Source organism: Pedobacter sp. T50_32 (genome assembly GCF_057652195.1).
Genome location: NZ_JBYFBY010000001.1, coordinates 967281 through 986830, shown reverse-complemented (window position 1 = coordinate 986830; position 19550 = coordinate 967281). Strand labels below are relative to the sequence as shown.

General features: G+C 38.3%; 18 protein-coding genes. 9 read left to right on the top strand and 9 right to left on the bottom strand.

From position 1 onward, the window contains the following. The first annotated feature begins 59 nt into the window (after positions 1-59). Entirely contained in the window at positions 60-587 is a 528-nt protein-coding gene (locus AC23ME_RS04305; RefSeq protein WP_487726511.1) for a DUF4251 domain-containing protein, read from the top strand. Between the two features lie 310 nt (positions 588-897). Here the strand turns inward: AC23ME_RS04305 and AC23ME_RS04300 are convergent, their stop codons facing one another. From AC23ME_RS04300 to AC23ME_RS04285, 4 genes are all read right to left on the bottom strand, one after another. Continuing rightward, the gene (locus AC23ME_RS04300; protein WP_487726510.1) at positions 898-1977 is read right to left on the bottom strand and encodes a glutaminyl-peptide cyclotransferase; all 1080 of its coding nucleotides are present in this window, start codon (positions 1975-1977) and stop codon (positions 898-900) included. Next, on the bottom strand, positions 1955-2320 hold the full coding sequence (locus tag AC23ME_RS04295) for a YraN family protein (RefSeq protein ID WP_487726509.1): 366 nt from the start codon (positions 2318-2320) through the stop codon (positions 1955-1957). Before AC23ME_RS04295 ends, AC23ME_RS04300 begins: the two co-directional genes overlap by 23 nt. 16 nt (positions 2321-2336) lie before the next feature. Further along, positions 2337-4289, bottom strand: a complete 1953-nt coding sequence (gene dnaG / locus AC23ME_RS04290; RefSeq protein ID WP_487726508.1) for a DNA primase — start codon at positions 4287-4289, stop codon at positions 2337-2339. Between the two features lie 164 nt (positions 4290-4453). Continuing rightward, on the bottom strand, positions 4454-5110 hold the full coding sequence (locus tag AC23ME_RS04285; protein WP_487726507.1) for an SGNH/GDSL hydrolase family protein: 657 nt from the start codon (positions 5108-5110) through the stop codon (positions 4454-4456). A 96-nt stretch (positions 5111-5206) separates the two neighbouring features. On the opposite strand from AC23ME_RS04285, the gene AC23ME_RS04280 reads away from it, so the two are divergent. Continuing rightward, positions 5207-5692: a hypothetical protein gene (locus AC23ME_RS04280; RefSeq protein ID WP_487726506.1), complete on the top strand. Its 486-nt coding sequence runs from the start codon at positions 5207-5209 to the stop codon at positions 5690-5692. A gap of 16 nt (positions 5693-5708) precedes the next feature. Here AC23ME_RS04280 and AC23ME_RS04275 read toward each other — a convergent pair whose 3' ends face one another. From AC23ME_RS04275 to AC23ME_RS04265, 3 genes are all read right to left on the bottom strand, one after another. After that, on the bottom strand, positions 5709-6659 hold the full coding sequence (locus AC23ME_RS04275; protein WP_487726505.1) for a hypothetical protein: 951 nt from the start codon (positions 6657-6659) through the stop codon (positions 5709-5711). A 107-nt stretch (positions 6660-6766) separates the two neighbouring features. Further along, a complete protein-coding gene (locus tag AC23ME_RS04270) occupies positions 6767-7948 on the bottom strand; it encodes a M20 metallopeptidase family protein (protein WP_487726504.1) in 1182 nt (393 codons plus the stop codon). An 89-nt stretch (positions 7949-8037) separates the two neighbouring features. Further along, positions 8038-8463: an SPOR domain-containing protein gene (locus AC23ME_RS04265; RefSeq protein WP_487726503.1), complete on the bottom strand. Its 426-nt coding sequence runs from the start codon at positions 8461-8463 to the stop codon at positions 8038-8040. Between the two features lie 217 nt (positions 8464-8680). Between AC23ME_RS04265 and AC23ME_RS04260 the strand changes: the two genes are divergently transcribed. Both AC23ME_RS04260 and AC23ME_RS04255 read left to right on the top strand, forming a co-directional pair. Further along, positions 8681-10027 (top strand): T9SS type A sorting domain-containing protein, encoded by a 1347-nt coding sequence (locus tag AC23ME_RS04260; RefSeq protein WP_487726502.1) that lies wholly within the window; start codon positions 8681-8683, stop codon positions 10025-10027. Positions 10028-10029: 2 nt separating this feature from the next. Then, on the top strand, positions 10030-11190 hold the full coding sequence (locus AC23ME_RS04255; RefSeq protein WP_487726501.1) for a BclA C-terminal domain-containing protein: 1161 nt from the start codon (positions 10030-10032) through the stop codon (positions 11188-11190). A gap of 110 nt (positions 11191-11300) precedes the next feature. Here AC23ME_RS04255 and secA read toward each other — a convergent pair whose 3' ends face one another. Next, a complete protein-coding gene (gene secA / locus AC23ME_RS04250; RefSeq protein ID WP_487726500.1) occupies positions 11301-14606 on the bottom strand; it encodes a preprotein translocase subunit SecA in 3306 nt (1101 codons plus the stop codon). Positions 14607-14840: 234 nt separating this feature from the next. Further along, positions 14841-15143: a hypothetical protein gene (locus AC23ME_RS04245; protein ID WP_487726499.1), complete on the bottom strand. Its 303-nt coding sequence runs from the start codon at positions 15141-15143 to the stop codon at positions 14841-14843. Between the two features lie 258 nt (positions 15144-15401). Between AC23ME_RS04245 and AC23ME_RS04240 the strand changes: the two genes are divergently transcribed. The 5 genes from AC23ME_RS04240 (at position 15402) to AC23ME_RS04220 (ending at position 19503) form a co-directional block, all read left to right on the top strand. Next, a complete protein-coding gene (locus tag AC23ME_RS04240; RefSeq protein ID WP_487726498.1) occupies positions 15402-16106 on the top strand; it encodes a LytR/AlgR family response regulator transcription factor in 705 nt (234 codons plus the stop codon). A gap of 118 nt (positions 16107-16224) precedes the next feature. Further along, entirely contained in the window at positions 16225-16515 is a 291-nt protein-coding gene (locus AC23ME_RS04235; RefSeq protein ID WP_487726497.1) for a hypothetical protein, read from the top strand. Positions 16516-16544: 29 nt separating this feature from the next. Continuing rightward, the gene (locus AC23ME_RS04230) at positions 16545-17252 is read left to right on the top strand and encodes a pirin family protein (protein ID WP_487726496.1); all 708 of its coding nucleotides are present in this window, start codon (positions 16545-16547) and stop codon (positions 17250-17252) included. Positions 17253-17293: 41 nt separating this feature from the next. Continuing rightward, the gene (gene purD / locus AC23ME_RS04225) at positions 17294-18565 is read left to right on the top strand and encodes a phosphoribosylamine--glycine ligase (RefSeq protein WP_487726495.1); all 1272 of its coding nucleotides are present in this window, start codon (positions 17294-17296) and stop codon (positions 18563-18565) included. Between the two features lie 188 nt (positions 18566-18753). Beyond that, the gene (locus AC23ME_RS04220) at positions 18754-19503 is read left to right on the top strand and encodes a hypothetical protein (protein ID WP_487726494.1); all 750 of its coding nucleotides are present in this window, start codon (positions 18754-18756) and stop codon (positions 19501-19503) included. Positions 19504-19550: the final 47 nt, after the last annotated feature.

The following is a 19550-nucleotide window of genomic DNA, read 5'->3' as shown; positions in this document are numbered from 1 at the left end:
TTTTATGGATTTCGAACGTTTTTATCATCATAGCTGTAAATTGATTAAATAACAGACACATGAATAAGTTAAAAACATTATGTGCCGCAGCAATAGCTTTCATTTCTATGAATGCTGCAGCCCAAACCGATAAAGCAACTACGGCAAAAATAGTAGAAGCAAAAACCTACACCTTCGTGGCTAGAAGTGCTACACCATTAAACGTAATGGATATTAGCGCAGTAATGAGCCGAATGCCTGGCAATATGCAAGGCGGTTCCATCCAACTTAACGAAACCTATTACGAAGTGAAGGTTACTCCAGATAGCGTAATTGCCTTTTTACCTTATTTTGGAAGATCATTTACAGCACCAATTAATCAAAACGAGGGCGGTGTAAAATTCACTTCTACAAAGTTCGAGTATAAAGAGAAGAAGGGCAAAAAACGTGGCTGGAACATCACAATTCAGCCAAATGATGCAAAAGAAAGCTATCGTTTAGCCTTAGATATTGGTGAAGGCGGCTATGCTAGTTTGTCTTTAAACAGCAACGCAAAGCAATCAATCACTTATCAAGGATATTTAAAAGAAAACGATACTAAGAAATAGTATTAAAATTAGAGAAGCCACTCAAACGAGTGGTTTTTCTTTTTTTAGAAGAGCCATAACTGTTCTTCGTGGCAAACGCAGTCCCGCTTTTTGCTACAATCTTTTTTGTATTCTGTTAATGCGCAATTTCAACCTTAGAGAGAAATCTCCAAGCTAAGCACTTCTAACTAACAGATTTCTCAGTCGTTCCTTCTTCGAAATGACGTAACAAAAAAGTATTTCCGCTTTAATCGGGTCTATTTTTGAACGTTCTTACCAGCAAGATGCCTACTTTTAAATTGTACAAATACAGACGCAAGATTTTGCGTCTCTACAGCCCTTGCAATTTAATTTCAAACAGATTTGGCCATTTCTTGCCAGTTACAAATAAACGTTTGCCAGCAACATCATAGGCTATGCCGTTTAATACATTATTGGCTTCATCGTAATCATCTTTAAAGAAATTCTTGGGAACAAGTTTACTCAAATCTACTTCCGCTTCTACGATACCCGTTTTAGTATCTATGATTACAATCTTGTTACTTCCATAAACATTAGCATATAATTTACCGTCAATAAATTCTAGCTCGTTTAAACGCTCAACAGCACCCTTGTTATCATACACTTCAATGAAGCTTTCCTCTCTGTAGGTTTCAGTATTCATGAACCAAATTTTGTTGCTGCCATCGCTGCGTAGCAATTGCTTGCCATCGTAAGTTAAACCCCAACCTTGTCGACTAGCTTGGTACGGAAAAGTAGCAATTTCTTCGAAAGTATTGGCATCGTACACTAAACCAACATTTTCTTCCCAAGTAAGTACAATAATTTTATTGCCAACTTTTACAGAACCTTCACCAAAATATTCAGGTTTTAAAGCCGCCGATTTGATTGCTTTACCGCTTTTCAAATCAACATACTTTAAATGCGATTGCCCCTTTCTACCTGTACTCTCCAATAATTTTCCATCTACAAAGCTCAAACCTTGCGTGTACGAAGAAGTATCATGCTGAAAAGTATTCACCAAAGTGTATTTCAACTTTACAGGTTTCTTATCGGTAGTAAGAATAATATTATTGGTAATGGTATCCGTTTGGTTTCCGCTTTTCACAATGGCAGTTAACATTCGATAACCCAAAGGCAGATTTTGCGTATCAAGCGTTACAGACTCTTTGGTTTTACTTTCCGCAAATTGCTTTCCATCCACCAAATAACTAATAGCTTCAATATTCGTTTTCTCAGGAATATCTAATTCTATTTTTACAGGTTTACCGCTATTAAAGCTTTCGCCCTGCAAAGGGTTTTTAAAAGTAATATAGTTAGCCACTTTATTATTACAAGCGAGTTGGAATAAAGTTGCAGACAACAATATGAAAGCGGTTACAGTAATTCTACGCGTATGGCCAAAAAGCATCTTCTATGTGGTTAATTTTAAACTGATTGTCTTTAGTTAATAACACCGCTACAATGTCAAATCTTATTTCTCCTTTGTGGTCCATAATTTCGATGTAAGCTTGTGCTGCCTTTTGCAACTGATGTTGTTTAGCCGAACTTACAAAATCTTCGGGCATTCCAAAAGCCACAGAGCTGCGTGTTTTAACTTCGATAAAGATAATGGTATTTGATTGAAGCGCAACAATGTCTACTTCACATTTACGATAGGTCCAGTTTTCATCCAAAATTTCATAACCCTTTTGCTTCAGAAACTGCACTGCTGCTTTTTCTCCAGCTTTTCCTGTATCGTTGTGGGTTGCCATAAATTAGACGTATATCTTATTCAGCTATTACTATACCAAAATAATTTGCTATCGTGATTTCAACTCGCTTAATAAGCATAAACTGATTCAAAAGAATTTCAACATTTGCTGGATCCTTTTCATACTTTAACTCTTCTCTAGCATCAACCTTCATAATTCTTATTTTATTTCTCTTCAAGTGAAATATAGCATCCAAAATTGTCTTTTTAATATTCTCATCGAGTGCCTTCACATAGATCTTATGCACATTCTCCCAATTTGGGCTTAGCTCATATTTCGAAGAAGATAAATCAATAGAAATATTCGATATTTCACTGTCTTCATTATGCAGAAAGCTCGTTAAAGTCGGGAGATAACCACCCTCAATACTACTCCAGTAATGTTTTACAATTCTATCAACCAAACCACTTTTGAATACAACATCACTTAAATTCTGTATTATAAAAGTCCCTATATACATATTTTCGATTTCTTCCCATGTAACAAGTTCATGTCCATGGGTAATAAGAACTCTCAAAATTTCTTTCTCTATATGTATATCATCTGCTGAATTAGAAATTTCTCTAATTGGCTCTCCCTGTGTTTCATCTGCAAACAAATCATCTGGCGGCATATCTGGCTGTCCATAACTAGAAGACTTCGGCGGTGCCGACGCTTTTTTCTGTTTAGCAACCTTTATCGCATTCAGTTCGGTAAGCAGTACCCGCTCTTCAATTTCGAGTAAATGACTGCATTCCTTAATGAATACCGAAGCTTTGATGTTATCTGGAATTTTAGCAATACTTTCTACAATATCCCTGATAATTCCCGCCTTTTTGATTGGATCTTTTCCAGCTTCCGCCAGTAAAATATTGGCTTTGTAAAGGATAAAATCTTGACGCTGCTCTTCGATATAAGTTTTGAAAGCACCAGCACCAACCTTGTGCATGTAAGAGTCTGGATCATCACCATCGGGAAAAGAAACAACTTTAACGTTCAATCCCTCCTCCAAAATCATATCCAAACCACGCAACGAAGCTTTGATACCTGCAGCATCGCCATCATATAAAATGGTTACGTTTTGCGTGAAGCGAGCAATAAGCTTAATCTGTTCTATGGTTAATGATGTTCCCGAAGAGGCTACAACATTCTCAATATAGGCTTGGTGTACCGCCAAAACATCGGCATAACCCTCTACCAAATAACAGTTATCCTGATCTCGAATGGCCTTTTTCGCATGGAACAAACCATACAGTACGTTCGACTTGTGGTAAATATCGCTTTCTGGTGAGTTAACGTATTTAGGTACGTTTTTATCGGTTTTTAAGGTACGACCACCAAAACCAATTACCCTGCCCGTAAAATTATGGATGGGGAACATTACCCGCCCACGGAACCTATCATACAGCTTCCCTTTATCATTTCTGATGGAAAGTCCTGTTTTTTCTAGGTACTCTACCGCATGACCGTTTTTTTCGGCATCCAATGTTAGGGCGTCCCAAACATCAGGCGAATAGCCCAAATTGAATTTCTTAATGATATCTTCCCTAAAACCACGCTCTTTGAAATAGCTTAAACCAATTGCTCGGCCATCGGCACTATTCCATAGTTGTTCTTCGAAAAAGTTAGCCGCAAATTGTGAAACGATGTAAAGACTTTCGCGAGCACTATTTAGCTCGATATTTTCCTTACTTTCTACCGTTTCCTCAACTTCGATATTGTATTTGTTGGCGAGAAATTTCAGCGCTTCTGGATAGCTGTACTTCTCGTGCTCCATGACGAAGCGAACGGAATCACCAGCAACACCGCAGCCAAAGCACTTATAGATACCTTTATTTACCGATACGTGAAATGAGGGCGTTTTCTCTCCATGAAAAGGGCAATTTCCGATTAAGCTAGAACCACGTTTTTTAAGGTGCACAAAATCGCCAACAACCTCTTCAATTCGGGCTGTTTCCTTAATTTTTTCAATAGTTTCCGCTGTAATCATCTGCTGCTAATCTCACCTAAATGGGCTTCAAATTTAACGATTTTATTTCACCACCTAAGACATTTAAGAAAACCTTAGCACATTTATTATGAGCAACTATTCGACGAAAGCTATCAGATAACTCACTTCAAGTAAACTAAGGTGTCTCAGGTTGTTTAAATGTATTATTTGATAAAAGGCAGTATCTGCTCTGCAACAAACTGATTTCCTTTGTCGTTTAAGTGAACTCTATCGCTCGTTAACACACCTTTCTCTAAATCTTGAGGATTGTTTTTTTCTTCGTAAGTTAAAAAGGCTTTTCTTAAATCACATAGTGGAAGATTATTTTTAGTTGCCAATTCTCTAATTCCTTCAGCGTATTTATCCAATTCTGCATCTAATTCATTTGCACCACTTTTTTTCTCACCAATAACCGATGGCGTGCACAACACAACCTTACTACCGCCTGCCTGTATTTTATTAATTAGGGCTTGATAAAACTTGATATATTTTGGATAGTCTGTCCCAGTTCGAGCGCCTACTTTATGCCAAACATCATTAATTCCAACGTAGATGAATACCAAATCAGGTTTTTTGTTCAGCACATCTTCTTCCATTCTTAAGTAAAGATCATAAACTTTGTTGCCGCCAATTCCAGCACCCAGTAGCTCAAATTTATTGCTATCTACTTGTTTCTTCAACAAATTGATATAGCCGTTTCCTTGTGCGCCCGCCTGTGTAATGGAATCGCCAAAGAATATTACTCTTTTTGCTTTAGGTTTCATAGAAGATAGCAGAAAAATGGCGCAAGCCACAACTGATAGTTTTAAAAGGGTTTTCATCTCAATTATTTTGTAAAGCGAATTTAATTGTTTGGCATCAAATAACAACATGCTTATTATTTTCTATCTTTGTATTGAATTATCAAATCACTCTGAATGAAATTACTGGTTAAATCTTCATTTACCATCTTCCTAATGCTTCTTCTCGTTAATATCAGCTATGCTCAAAAGAAAAAAAGGGCACCTTACCATGCTGTGGTAATAGCAGAAGATGTGAAATATCACGGAAAAATTACTGCGATTAACCAAACAGAGCTTGTATTGGTAGACAAAAAAGAAACTACACATCAGCTATCGTACAACAAGATCAATCGTATTAAAGTATTTAAAACACACGGTGATGTGGGCTATGCCGTAGTTACCGGTGCGTTAGCTGCTGGCACGATTGTAACTGCACAATCTATAGATGATGCAAATGTTGCTCTGCTAGTAGGCGTGGGTGGAACAGTAGCTGTAGTTGGCTTAAGCATGGTGTTACACGATGTGATACATGGTGCTGAAGTTAAAATGAAAGCAAGCAAAGAGAAGATTGACTACAACAGTGTTTCGCAAAAATTAAGCAAATACGTAGTTACTCAATAACAGCGAAGCCTTCAGTTTATTTTCCCTTGCCCAATCGGTAATCTTTGTGGAGCACTAAAAAGCTAGCCCGTTCTTCTTTCTTTAAAGGATAGTCCCAATTACCTTGGTAGGTGATTTTGGTGGGCAGTTTTACTTCATCAAAATAGCTCATTTCGATATTCATTTGCACATCGAAATCAAAAAGCATATTACTGTATTTCATGTCTACGTAGCGGCCTAAAATCTCGAAATTACGCTTATCGAAAATGGTTACCAGCTCTTTAATCATGATCCCATCTTTGGTCCATTTGGAAAGATCTTCCTTTACAGATACCTTGAACCGATATACTGGAATTGAATCTAAGTAGGTACCGCTATGGAAAGCATAATCATAATACTGACGCATATTAGCCGTAAAAATTTCGGTTTTGCTACCTATAAAAGGAATACCTTTAATTGGTCTGCCTGGATTAAATATTAACGTTTTAAGCTTGTCTTTATAACCCTCGTTTCCTCCCTTTTTTCCTTTGCTAGCACTAGGCGCTGAGTTTGGTACAAAATCGGTGTTATAGGCGTTCATAAAAATGTAATCGAACATTTCTACTGTGTACAACTGATATTTTCCATTCTTTTTGTAGACCTTCCCATTATCTTCTTTAACCAGATATTCCATTCTGTATGGACCATCGTTGTTGTGTTTAATCTTACGATAGATCTTCCCATCAACTTTGTTCTTTTTATCATAAGTGAATACACGGTTTTCGGCAATGAAAGTATATTTTTTCATGTTACGAAACGCTTCATAGAAGCTGGTATCGTTGATAATGGCATTAATGAATGTCTCTACATTTAGGCGTTTCGCTTTAATGTTTACTACCGAATCAAGTGTTATCGTTTTTAATGTATCTGGATTAAAACGAGGTATTTGCTGAGCGTTAGCACTCGCAAAAAACAACAATGACAGCGCAATTATGCAAAGATTTTTCATTTTTATTTCTTTAAAGGCTTCGACAAGCTCAGCCTGACTCCCACAGTCTAATTTAAACAGCAGATATTCTTAACAATTAACCGATTAACCAGACAAACTATTAACCTCTAATTCCCTAATTGTTTCAAAGCGATATAAGCCATTAAACCCGTTGACGTTTTTAAAGCATCCTCGTCAATATCAAACTTTGGCGTATGTACCGAATGCATGGTATCTTTTGCTGGATTTCCTGTACCCAAACGATAGAAACACGCATTAGTTACCTGCGAATAGTATGCAAAATCTTCGGCAGCCATCCAAATATCTAAATCTACAACGTTTTCTGCACCCAAATAGTCTTGTGCCAAGGCTTTCGCATTGTTTGTTAGCTTCTCTTCGTTAATTAGAAAAGGATAACCTCTGTGAATATCAAAATCACAACTTCCGCCCATACTTTCCGCAATTCCCTCCGCCATTTTCTTCATCAAACGGTGCGCTTCATTTCTCCAGTCTTCGTTTAAAGTTCTAAAAGTACCTTGCAGTTTTACTTCGTTGGGAATGATATTCGTAGCTCCGTTGGCAGTTACTTTTCCAAAAGAAAGCACCGAAGGCAAACGAGGATCTGCATTGCGACTTACAATTTGCTGCAGTGCTACTATGATATGTGCAGTAATCACCACAGGATCGATATTTTGGTGTGGCTGTGCTCCATGACCACCTTTTCCAGTTACGGTTACGTAAAGTTCATCGGTTGAGGCCATGTAAATTCCCGAACGGAAACCTACTTTTCCAACTTCCATCATCGGTAAAACGTGCTGACCAACCATCGCATGTGGCTTCGGGTTTTCTAACACACCTTCTTTAATCATGATGCTGGCACCGCCTGGCAATAACTCCTCCGCAGGTTGAAAAACCAGCTTGATGGTTCCACCAAATTCCTCTTTCAATTGGTTAAGAATATACGCAGTACCCAATAACGATGAAGTGTGTACATCATGTCCACAGGCATGCATTACACCTTCATTTTTCGATTTGTAAGGCTTATCATTGTCTTCCGTAATGGGCAAAGCGTCCATATCGGCACGCAAAGCAATGACTTGATCTGACGCTTTTGCTCCTGTAATTAAGCCAACTACGCCTGTATTGGCCATTTCTGTAAAAGGAATTCCCCAGCTTGTTAGCTTATCTTTTACGAACTTTGATGTTTCGTATTCGTGAAAAGAAAGTTCTGGGTTAGCATGTATATGTTGACGAAAACCTACCACTTCGTTAAAAATTTGAGCAGCTAGGTCTTGTATTTTTTGTTTCATGTTTAGTTAGGTTAACTGTTGATTTGGTTAACTGGTTAATCGTAGCGTTCTTCAACAGTTAAACGATTAAACAGTTCTACGATTAAACTTTAATCTAAAATCGGTGCGTTTATCTTCTCTCTAAAAATAAACAGTGTTGGATAATTTGGCCGCAGTTCGTTCAAGAACTTTTGGGCCTCTAATCTTGTCCGGTAATCGCCTACCCGTAAATAGTAATTAGGTTCTTTATAAGTGATATATGTATTTAGCTTTGGGAAACTAGATTTAAATTGAGCCTGTTGCGAAAAAACTTCCCTCCTATCCGATCCATAGTAAATTTGTACTCGATAACCCATTGAAGATACAATGGTCGAACCTGTCGGATTAGTCGCAGTAGGTCTTGCTCTATTTAGTTCTATTCGTTTGGCAATTAAACTGTCTATTAAAGGATCTTGCACAACAATTACCTCTCCTTTGGTTTGCGCAAAAGCTTGTGAGCCTAGTAAAACAGAAATTATAATTAACAGTACTTTCATTTAGGTTTAAATTGTTTCTCGACATTTTAACCAAACTGGTTGTTATAATAACGAGATCAACGACAATGAGTTTGCAAAAATCGGGATTATTAAATTAGGATACAAGTAACTAAGACTTTTCAGAGCAAACGAATTCATCAACACAATAAAGCAATAAATTACACACTTTAAGTAAAATTTTCCCTATTTTGCGCAAAAAAATACTCAAATTAACGTTATGAAACATCTTTATGCGCCTCTCATAGGCCTGTTAATGCTTGGTAGCCAAGCATTAGCACAGTTAAAGGTCGAAAATGGCGCTAATGTAGTCATTACCTCTGGGGCCAATCTTGTACTCAACGACATAGGCTTAAACCAAGGTAATACCGCAATTACGGGTGATGGGCAAACCATACTCACCGGCAACGCTACAAGCACTATTTCTTCGGCCAGTTCCATTAAAAATTTAACCCTCGCCAAAACTACTGGTGCTTTCGTAAACTTGCTCAGCAATTTTGCAGTAACAGGCACACTTAAGCTTACTAGCGGGAAGTTAGATTTAAACAGTTTTGATTTAAACCTGGGCACTACTGGAATTTTAAATGGCGAAAACGAAAGCAATCACATTACCGGTTCCGCAGGCACAATCATTAGCGAGGCCACCCTGAACGCTCCGTCTGATGCAAATCCCGGCAATCTTGGCATTAGCTTAACCTGTACAGCAAACCTAGGCAGCACTATTATTAAGCGAGGAAACTACGCCTTAACCAATGGCTCAAATGTGTCAATCAAACGTTTTTATGATGTTACACCGAGCAACAACACAAACCTTGATGCAACGGTAAAAATCAATTATCTAGATGCGGAGTTAAATGGACTCTCAGAGAACCAACTGCTTTTTTTAAGCTCGTCTGATGGCGGTAGCACTTGGGTAAAACCTTCTAATACAACATTAAACACTAGTACAAACGAAGCCGGGACGACTAGCCGCTCATCGTTAAACAGGTTTACGCTTGCTACCAATTTTACCACTCTTCCAATTTCTAGTATTTACGTTAGTGGAAAGCCAGTAGTAAACGGAGTGGCATTAAGCTGGAACACAATTAACGAGATTGGTGTAAGTCATTTTTTGGTTGAAAAGAGCAGCGATGGGAAATCTTTCAGAGAGATTGCTAAAGTAACTTCTTTGAGCTCTTTAAAAAAAGACAACCTTTATCAGTCATTTGATAAAAATCCGCTAATTGGCGCCAACTACTACCGTATTGTTGGCGTAGACTACGACGGCACCATAACGCCTTCACTTGCGGTTATGGTTAAATTTAGCCTCACCGATCAACAGCTATTGTCTATTTATCCCAACCCTACAAGCGGCAACCTAAATGGTACGTTTTATTCTGATCATACGGCACAAACAAGCTTACAGGTTATTTCTGTAATCGGAAAAATAGAAATCGTTAAACAGTTGTCAACTTCAAAGGGGCTAAACAACTTTTCTATTGATGTGTCTACGCTACCTCGTGGCAGCTATTACCTTAAGCTAACACAACCATCTAATTCCCAAACTATTAAATTTATAAGAAATTAAATATGAAACTTAAATTATCTCTACTCACTGCATTAATCTGCACAGCCATTTTTACAAAAGCACAAAATGTCGGTATCAATAAAGATGCTTCTGCTCCCGACAACAGCGCTATGTTGGATGTAAAAAGCACTGAAAAAGGAATGTTAATTCCAAGAATGACCGCTGCACAGCGTAATCTCATCGCCTCTCCTGCAACTGGCCTGTTAGTTTATCAAACCGACGGCACCACAGGTTTCTATTTTAATCAAGGAACACCAAGCGCTAAAAACTGGATATTATTAGGCGCCAAGGGCGATACAGGAGCAATTGGACCACAAGGCCCACAGGGAATTCAAGGCGTAGCGGGACCTCAAGGAGCAACAGGAGCAGTGGGCCCACAAGGAGCTACTGGTGCTACTGGTCTTCAAGGGATAGTAGGCCCTCAGGGAGCAACAGGTGCCCAAGGCCCTGCAGGAGCAACCGCAACTATTGGAGATGGCGACATCACTAATGCAAAAATAGCCTCTAACGCCGCCATCGAGTATAGCAAATTAAATTTGACAAACAGCATTAAAAACGGAGATCTTGTCGCTGGTGCAATAAGTACAAGTAAGGTGTTAGATGGAACCGTAACATCTGCTAAAATTTTTGATGGGACCATAGTTAATGTTGATATAAGTCCTGCTGCGGCAATTGCTCTTTCAAAATTAAACGTTACTGGAACACCTAGCGCTTCCACTTACTTAAGAGGTGATGGTACTTGGGCTACACCAACCGGCGGCGGCACCCAATATTACGCCAATGCCGCGAATACAAGTGGATCAACAATAGCCGTTGTTTTGGGCGGCACAAATATTCCTCTAGGCAACGGACAACTATTACAAGGATTTTCTACAAACGGCGTCAGTACTACTTTTACCTGTAACAACAGTGGAACGTACAAAATAAGTTATGCTATAAGATTAACTCAATCTTTATTAGCATCTTCTAGGATAATGCTAAATGGTACGCCAGTTAATTCATTAAACCTTTCTTCTTCTCAAGCTCAATCCAGAATGTATGCAGAAGCTATAATAGATCTAGCTGCTGGAGATACACTAAGTCTACAGCTTTATGGATTGCTCGGAGCAGTTAGTCTTGACGGCGGTGCTGGGGCAAACCTCGTAATTACTAAAGTAAACTAAGCTTCAGTTTACCAAACCGCTTTTCAGATATACAAAAATCCCCTAGCTCGCAAAAGCTAGGGGATTTTATATTTAAAACTTGCGAGGTTTCTAAAAATTAAGCCTAGTGTTTACGCATTCGCTCCGTGGCAGTTCTTAAACTTCTTGCCACTTCCACAAGGGCAAGGTTCGTTTCTACCCACCGTTGCTTCTTTTCTAATGGGTTGCAAAGGTTGCGGTTCGCGAGTATCGCCTACTAAATCTAAATCAGAATGTTGATCGCCATACTCTTGCTTTGTAGTTTGTAACTTTGGCTGAGGTTTTGGAGCAACTGCTTCTCTTACTTGCTCTGGCTCTTGCTGCATCGGAATTCCTCCCTTAAACAAGAAGCTCACCACCTCTTTGTTCACGATGCTCAACATGCCTTTGAACAAGTTGAAAGCTTCCATTTTATAGATAATCAATGGGTCTTTTTGCTCGTAAACGGCGTTTTGCACAGATTGCTTCAACTCATCCATTTCACGCAAATGCTCTTTCCAACTATCGTCAATTAAAGCCAAAATAATTGTTTTCTCGAAAGCTTTAGTGATCTCTCTTCCGTTATTCTCGATAGCTTTTTTCAACTCTACCGGAACTTGGATTTGACGGATACCGTCGGTAAATGGAACCACAATCTGTTCAATCATGTCACCTCTATCTTCGAAAACCTGTTTCAAAACTGGCATTGCTTGCGTAACAATCGCATCAGATTTACGAGTGTAGAAATTAGTTACTTCTTCGAACAATGTCTCAGTTAAGGCTTGAATTTTCTTACTGTTGAAATCCTGCTCAGCAATTTCAGTATCTACCGAGAAGTTTTTAATTACTTCCAACTTAAAGCCTTCATAATTGCTACTTTCTTTGTATTCGGTAACGATATCTTCCGCAACGTCGAAAATCATGTTGTTCATATCTACGTCTAAACGATCGCCGAATAAAGCGTTTCTACGTTTAGCATAAATTACAGAACGTTGCGAGTTCATCACGTCATCATACTCTAACAAACGTTTACGAACTCCAAAGTTATTTTCTTCTACTTTTTTCTGTGCTCTTTCGATAGAATTGGTAATCATTGAGTGTTGGATTACCTCTCCTTCTTCGATACCCATTCTTACCATGATGTTAGAGATACGCTCTGAACCGAACAAACGCATCAGGTTATCTTCTAACGATACGAAGAATTGAGAAGTACCTGGGTCTCCCTGACGACCAGCACGACCACGTAACTGTCTGTCTACACGACGAGACTCGTGACGTTCTGTACCGATAATTGCCAAACCTCCAGCTTCTTTAACACCAGGGCCTAACTTAATATCCGTACCACGACCAGCCATGTTGGTAGCAATAGTTACCTGCCCTGGTTGGCCTGCTTCTGCAACGATATCAGCCTCCCTTTGGTGCATCTTCGCATTTAATACGTTGTGCTTAATGCCACGTAATTTCAACATACGACTTAGCAACTCAGAAATCTCTACCGAAGTTGTACCCACCAATACTGGACGACCAGCCTCGGTTAACTTCACGATTTCTTCTGCTACTGCATTAAATTTCTCTCTTACAGTACGATATACATAATCTTGAGCATCTATTCTTGAAATTACTCTATTAGTAGGAATTTCTACCACATCTAACTTATAGATAGACCAGAACTCGCCTGCTTCTGTAGTAGCCGTACCCGTCATACCGCAAAGTTTGTGGTACATACGGAAATAATTCTGTAAAGTAACCGTAGCATAAGTTTGTGAAGCATCTTCTACTTTCACATTCTCTTTAGCTTCGATTGCTTGGTGCAAACCATCAGAATAACGACGACCTTCCATGATACGGCCAGTTTGCTCATCTACAATCTTGATCTTCCCTTCATCAACAATATACTCTACATCATTTTCAAATAAAGTATATGCTTTTAACAATTGGTTGATAGAGTGAACACGTTCTGCTTTCACAGCGTAATCACGCATTAAAGCATCTTTATTTGCAATTTTTTCTTCGCTGCTTGCGCTAGATTTTTCAATTTCAGCAATTTCTGTACCTACGTCTGGCAATACGAAGAAACTTGGATCTTCACCCTGCTGGGTAATTAATTCGATACCTTTTTCAGTTAATTCTACCTGATTGTTTTTCTCATCAATATGAAAATACAACTCGGCATCTACTTTAGGCATATTTTTAGACTGATCTGCCATATAGTGGTTCTCAGTCTTCAGCAACGTTTGTTTGTTGCTACCTTCACTTAAAAACTTAATTAAAGCTTTGTTTTTAGGCAAACCACGGTGGGCACGCAATAACGCTAAACCACCTTCACCTTCTTCTGTACCAACATTACCGCTGTTGATTAAGCTCTTCGCAGAATTTAAAGCAGATTGCACAAAGGTTTTCTGTGCATTTACCAAACGCTCGATACGAGGCTTTAACTCGTGGAATTCGTGTTGATCTCCAAAAGGAACTGGACCAGAAATAATCAATGGTGTACGGGCATCATCAATTAAAACTGAATCGACCTCATCTACCATGGCAAAGTGCAATTTACGCTGCACCAACTGCTCTGGCGTTTGCGACATATTGTCACGCAGGTAATCGAAACCAAATTCGTTATTGGTTCCATAAGTAATATCTGCTAAGTAAGCTTTTCTACGTTCTTCAGAGTTTGGTTGATGTTTATCGATACAATCTACACTTAAACCATGGAACTCGAACAAAGGACCATTCCACTCACTATCACGACGGGCAAGGTAATCGTTCACTGTTACAATGTGCACCCCTTGACCAGCTAATGCATTTAAATATGCAGGCAAGGTACTTACCAAGGTTTTACCCTCACCAGTAGCCATTTCCGCAATTTTACCACCATTTAGCACCATACCACCAATCAACTGTACATCGTAGTGTACCATGTTCCAGTTTACCTCTGTACCCGAAGCTTCCCACTTATTAGCCCATAGCGCTTTATCGCCAACAATTTTTACATTGCTTTTTCTAGCGGCAATTTCTCTATCAAATGGTGTAGCGGTTACTTCTAAGTTTTCGTTTTCACTTAAGCGACGAGAAGTTTCTTTTACTACAGCAAAAGCTTGAGGCAAGATTTGTTGTAAAACTTTTTCTAGTTCTACATTGCGTTCTTTACCTAAAGCATCAACCTCATCATAAAGGTTTGTTTTCTCTGTTAAAGAAAGTTCTGGGCTTTCTGCTTGTGTTTTTAAGTCTGCAATTTTACCATCAATAGTAGCTAAAGCTGTTGCTATAGTTTCTTTAAATTCGATAGTTTTATTTCGCAATTCATCATTACTTAATGAGGTTAACTTTGCATATTCTTCGTTGATTTGAACAACGATTGGCTGTAATGCCTTGATATCTCTTTCCGACTTGCTTCCAAATATCTTGGCTAAAAATCCTAACATTTTATTGGTATTATTTTATTGTTAAATTGTTCTGTTGTTGAATTGTTGGCTAAACTTTAATTGACAAATTGTTTCCAATAACGTCTATTTCGTTCACCCAACACTCGTAATTCGTAAATCCGAAATCGTAAATCAATTCACAACAACCAAGCCATAGCCTATTACTATGACAACTTGGCTTTGTACTGATTTATTTTTTGCAGTTTACGATAAAATCGATAGCAAGACAGCTAACTAGGGACTATTATTTCGTGGATTTTCCAATTCAGCGGCATATAGCAGCGGCTGATCGGTAATGGTATATTTTGAGCAGTTCTTACTGGATATTACACCAATAGCACTCAACTGATTATTAGAAAGAATGAAATGAGGGAGATCTTGTAAATCTTGTATAGAGCGTATAGAAGTTTGCTCAGAGGTAGTTTGTGCTTTAGCACAATATCTTTCCGTTAAATAGCGTAGCCCATCCACACGGTCGACCTTGGCCAAGTGCGAAAGACTAAAAAACACTAAAGATATGGTAACTAAATGCCTCATTGTTGCGGCAAATCTAGTTTTATTCTTTTATAAACCGAAATTTGATTTACCATCGAATTCTGTTTTAATTAACGACTAAATAAATGAACCCTAAAAGTTTATCGAACAAAAACAAAGGTCACTTGTTTGATGTATTTGATATAAAATGTAATAAGAGTAGCAAAAAACGTCTTAAAATAGTAATTTGGCAAACAGCACGCATAGTTCTGCATACGGAAAACACCAATTTTAAGACTGATTAACTATTTATCTGGCGTAATGGAAAAATTAAGATGTGTAGCAATAGATGATGATCCTTTAGCATTGGCTTTAACTAAAAACTATATCGAAGCTATCGAAAACCTCACTTTGCTTCGTGTATTTGAAGATGCTATTGCCGCAGTAGAATATTTAAGCAAACACACCGTAGATCTACTTTTTTTAGATGTAGATATGCCGGAGGTGTCTGGAATAGAGCTATATCATTCGCTTGCCGTAAAACCGATGGTAATTTTTACCACAGCACATAAAGGTTTTGCTTTTGAAGGCTTCGAGCTTAATGCTATTGATTATTTACTGAAACCTATAGACTTACAAAGGTTTAAGAAAGCTGTACTAAAAGCGGTCGACTATCAAGGCTACAAAAACCAAAAAGATACTGATGTACCTAACGAGCATCTTTTTGTATATTCCGAATATAAGCTGATCAAAGTAGAGGTTAGGGAAATTGTTTATTTAGAGAGCATGGAAGATTATGTGAAAATCCATCTCAATAACGGCAAAATGATATTAACCTTAACTACTTTAAAAAAGGTGATAGACAAACTCCCAACAGCAAAGTTTAGAAGGATACACCGCAGTTATGTAGTATCGGTAAAAGAAGTACAATCTGTAGCCAACAGAAAAGCGCAGCTAAGCACTGGAACCTTGCTGCCAATTAGCGATTCTTATGCTTCTTTCGTAGATGAATGGAAAAACGCTTAAATCGAATACAACTATTACGAATACTTCTGTCGGCACAAAGTAACCATTAACCGACACATCCTTTCCACGGCTAATTATTCGCCACATCTTTGACAAGTGTTTTAACAACCTTGTTATTATGGAAAGAAAGAACTTATCAAGCAGCCAATTAACCTCAACCCTCTCTTCTCTAACTGCTAAAAGACGGTTAACATCGCTATGCGGAATTCTACTTGTAATTTCAATTATTTTCGCCAGTAACACCCTGGAAGTTAGCACTAATACGCAAAACAACCTGAGCTCACATGAGGATGTAACTTATAAAGGCATCATCCTAACGCTTAACGTTGTTTTCCTTTTTGCGTTTTTGGCAAGCACACTTTCTATCATCAAAAATGAAGACAATAACCGAAGCACTAAGCTTCATTAATTAACTCTCAAAATAAAACCAACAATAAAATGAATACCATTTCTCAGGGTAAAATATTCCTCTCGAACCAGAGAAGCATTATTGAAAGCGATCGAATTAAACGATACAGCACTTTCAATTTTGAAGGCCTCCAAAATCCGGCAAAAGAAGCTATAGGCAATTTATATGCAATTCACGACGATACGCTAAACCCAAATTCAGACTTTAATTTCTACACCCGCCAGCAAGGCTATATATTCATTGTACCAATAAGCGGCAACATCAGCTACATAGACGAACAGAAAAACGAAACACTAGTTGAAGTTGGTAAAAGCCTTTTAGCGTACCTGGACAAAAACGCATACATCCAACTAAAAAATCGATACCAAGAAGAAACGATCAACTATTTGATGGTTGCTTTAAAAAGCGATGAAATTCCTCAACGTTCATTAGCAATTTTAAATATTGATCTATCGCAGCCCAATCATTTACAAACTATCACATCGGCATCTTTAACTTTCAAAATTGGCATTGGCCGATATAAAGGCAGAGGCCAAAGTAAATATGCGATTAGTTCGTCATCTACATTGTATTGCTTTGTTTTAGCTGGCACCTTTGAAATTGATGGACGAATGCTGAACAACCGTGACGGCATTGCTTTGTCGGCCACAGAAAAAGTTGAAATTGAAGCACTAAGTGATAACGCAATGCTGCTTACTATCGAACTTTTACCGCAAACAAGCTATATCTTATTTTAGATTTTATCACATAGGTAAGCAGAAAGCAATATCTTTGCTGTATGAATATCTTACTTATCGGTTCTGGCGGAAGAGAGTGTGCTTTTGCCTGGAAACTAAGCCAATCTGAAAAATGCACTAACCTTTTTATTGCGCCTGGAAATGCTGGCACAGCAAACTACGGCAAGAATGTAAACATCAATCCAAATGATTTTGAAGCGGTAAAAGCGCTTGCTTTAAAAGAACAGGTAGATTTATTGGTTGTTGGCCCCGAAGAGCCTTTGGTTTTAGGTATTCATGATTTTTTTGCTAATGATGAAGCGCTGGCCCACATTCCTGTAATTGGCCCTAAAAAAGAAGGTGCCATCTTAGAAGGCAGCAAGGACTTTTCTAAGCAGTTTATGGAGCGCCACAACATCCCTACGGCAAAATCAAAATCTTTTACTAACGAAACTTTACAAGAAGGATTAGCTTATTTAGCCGACCATGCTACGCCAATTGTTTTAAAAGCTGATGGTTTGGCGGCAGGAAAAGGCGTTTTAATTATCGACAATAACAAAGAAGCACAAGACGAGCTTCAATTAATGTTAGGTGGAAAATTCGGAAATGCAGGTTCTACAGTAGTGGTTGAAGAGTTTTTGACAGGCATTGAGCTTTCTGTTTTCGTATTAAGTGATGGTAAAGATTATGTGATTTTACCTGAAGCAAAAGATTACAAACGTATTGGTCAAGGTGATACAGGATTAAACACTGGCGGCATGGGCTCGGTTTCTCCGGTACCATTTGCTAATGCAGAATTTCTAAATAAAATTGAAGAACGCATTATTAAACCAACTGTAAACGGCTTGGCTAGTGAGGGCATAGATTATACAGGCTTTATTTTCTTCGGATTGATTAAAGTGGGCGAAGAGCCTTATGTGATCGAATACAATGCTCGTATGGGCGATCCTGAAACTGAAAGCGTACTATTGAGAATTGAAAATGATTTGGTTGAACTTTTCCTAGCCAGTGCAAATAAACAACTAGGCAATTACGAAATCAAGATTAGCTCTAAAAGTGCGGCAACAGTAGTTATTGTTGCTGGCGGATATCCTGGCGAATACGAAAAAGGCAAAGCAATTTCAGGACTGGAAAACATCAGAGATTCGTACGCTTTTCATGCAGGAACTGCGCTAGAAGGTGGCATTGTGAAAACTAACGGCGGCAGAGTACTAGCAATTAGCAGCGTAAAAGATACGCAGTTTGAAGCCTTACAATGCGCCACTGCAGATGCTGCAAGAATTTATTTCGATGGTAAATATTTCCGCGAGGATATAGGTTTCGACCTCATTTAATCTCATATCGAGGTAAAAATTTCTCACTTATCAACATTTATTCGTAAACTTGTAATTACAAGGTGCGATTATCCACATCCCGCCTAGCGCTATTATGATAGTTCTGGTCGGGATTTTTAACATCATAAAACCTATAGTGGTTAATTGGCATATTTTTTTGTTAATAACAGAACCAATAAAACTGTAGCTTGACTGATAACCGAAATAGTTTTTTTTATGGCGTGATCCTTTTCGCGGGCTTACTGCTGCTTTCTTTTTCGGGTTTCTCGCAACAACAGGAGGAACCTAAAAGAGTTACAATTGTGGTTACAGCTAAAGAAATTGCTCCACAAAAGGAAATTGTGCAAGTACCTGCCGATAATATACCAAAAGTAGTAAGCAAACCAGCGACAAAGCAGAAAACAAAGGCTACTGAAATTTCCGAAAAAAGCACTACTGTAAAGCAGCGCATCAAACCCACAGAAAAAATAGTTGCAGAAACACCTAAAACCACTTTACGAACAAAACCTGCAGTTGAAAAACCGAAAGTGGAGGCTACAAAGAGTGTTCCCGTTCAAAAAAGTAAGCCTACCCTTGAAACAAAGATTGCTCAAAATAAATCTACAATAGTTAAAGAACAACCAAAATCTGTTCAAAAACCTATAGAAGATAAGCATACATCAAAAAAGGAAAAAGAAAACGCCAAAATACCTGATGTTAACGTAACAAAAACTGTTACACAGGTTGGCGACGAAACTATTACTACCATTAAAGCAGAAAGCGACAACAAAGAAGTAGCTAAAATTACACACAGCTCTAAAGTAAACTCATTTAGCTACATCTGGATTGGTGCATTCCTTATTGTAGCGGGCTTAGTTTTAGGTTTGCTATTCGGGAAACCAGCATTCCTGATTTCTTTTGTTGGCGTTGTATTTATTGTTTTAGGAATAGTGATTTAGCTTAAAGAAATATCATAAAAAAATCCCCGACCTGTATGCAGATCGGG

Coding starts and splice junctions, on each gene's coding strand:
- AC23ME_RS04295 (WP_487726509.1), bottom strand. CDS start 2,320: ATGGCAACCCACAACGATACAGGAAAAGCTGGAGAAAAAGCAGCAGTG.
- AC23ME_RS04300 (WP_487726510.1), bottom strand. CDS start 1,977: ATGCTTTTTGGCCATACGCGTAGAATTACTGTAACCGCTTTCATATTG.
- AC23ME_RS04285 (WP_487726507.1), bottom strand. CDS start 5,110: ATGAAAACCCTTTTAAAACTATCAGTTGTGGCTTGCGCCATTTTTCTG.
- AC23ME_RS04265 (WP_487726503.1), bottom strand. CDS start 8,463: ATGAAAGTACTGTTAATTATAATTTCTGTTTTACTAGGCTCACAAGCT.
- AC23ME_RS04270 (WP_487726504.1), bottom strand. CDS start 7,948: ATGAAACAAAAAATACAAGACCTAGCTGCTCAAATTTTTAACGAAGTG.
- AC23ME_RS04260 (WP_487726502.1), top strand. CDS start 8,681: ATGAAACATCTTTATGCGCCTCTCATAGGCCTGTTAATGCTTGGTAGC.
- purD (WP_487726495.1), top strand. CDS start 17,294: ATGAATATCTTACTTATCGGTTCTGGCGGAAGAGAGTGTGCTTTTGCC.
- AC23ME_RS04240 (WP_487726498.1), top strand. CDS start 15,402: ATGGAAAAATTAAGATGTGTAGCAATAGATGATGATCCTTTAGCATTG.
- AC23ME_RS04245 (WP_487726499.1), bottom strand. CDS start 15,143: ATGAGGCATTTAGTTACCATATCTTTAGTGTTTTTTAGTCTTTCGCAC.
- AC23ME_RS04255 (WP_487726501.1), top strand. CDS start 10,030: ATGAAACTTAAATTATCTCTACTCACTGCATTAATCTGCACAGCCATT.
- AC23ME_RS04280 (WP_487726506.1), top strand. CDS start 5,207: ATGAAATTACTGGTTAAATCTTCATTTACCATCTTCCTAATGCTTCTT.
- AC23ME_RS04305 (WP_487726511.1), top strand. CDS start 60: ATGAATAAGTTAAAAACATTATGTGCCGCAGCAATAGCTTTCATTTCT.
- AC23ME_RS04230 (WP_487726496.1), top strand. CDS start 16,545: ATGAATACCATTTCTCAGGGTAAAATATTCCTCTCGAACCAGAGAAGC.
- AC23ME_RS04275 (WP_487726505.1), bottom strand. CDS start 6,659: ATGAAAAATCTTTGCATAATTGCGCTGTCATTGTTGTTTTTTGCGAGT.
- secA (WP_487726500.1), bottom strand. CDS start 14,606: ATGTTAGGATTTTTAGCCAAGATATTTGGAAGCAAGTCGGAAAGAGAT.
- AC23ME_RS04235 (WP_487726497.1), top strand. CDS start 16,225: ATGGAAAGAAAGAACTTATCAAGCAGCCAATTAACCTCAACCCTCTCT.
- dnaG (WP_487726508.1), bottom strand. CDS start 4,289: ATGATTACAGCGGAAACTATTGAAAAAATTAAGGAAACAGCCCGAATT.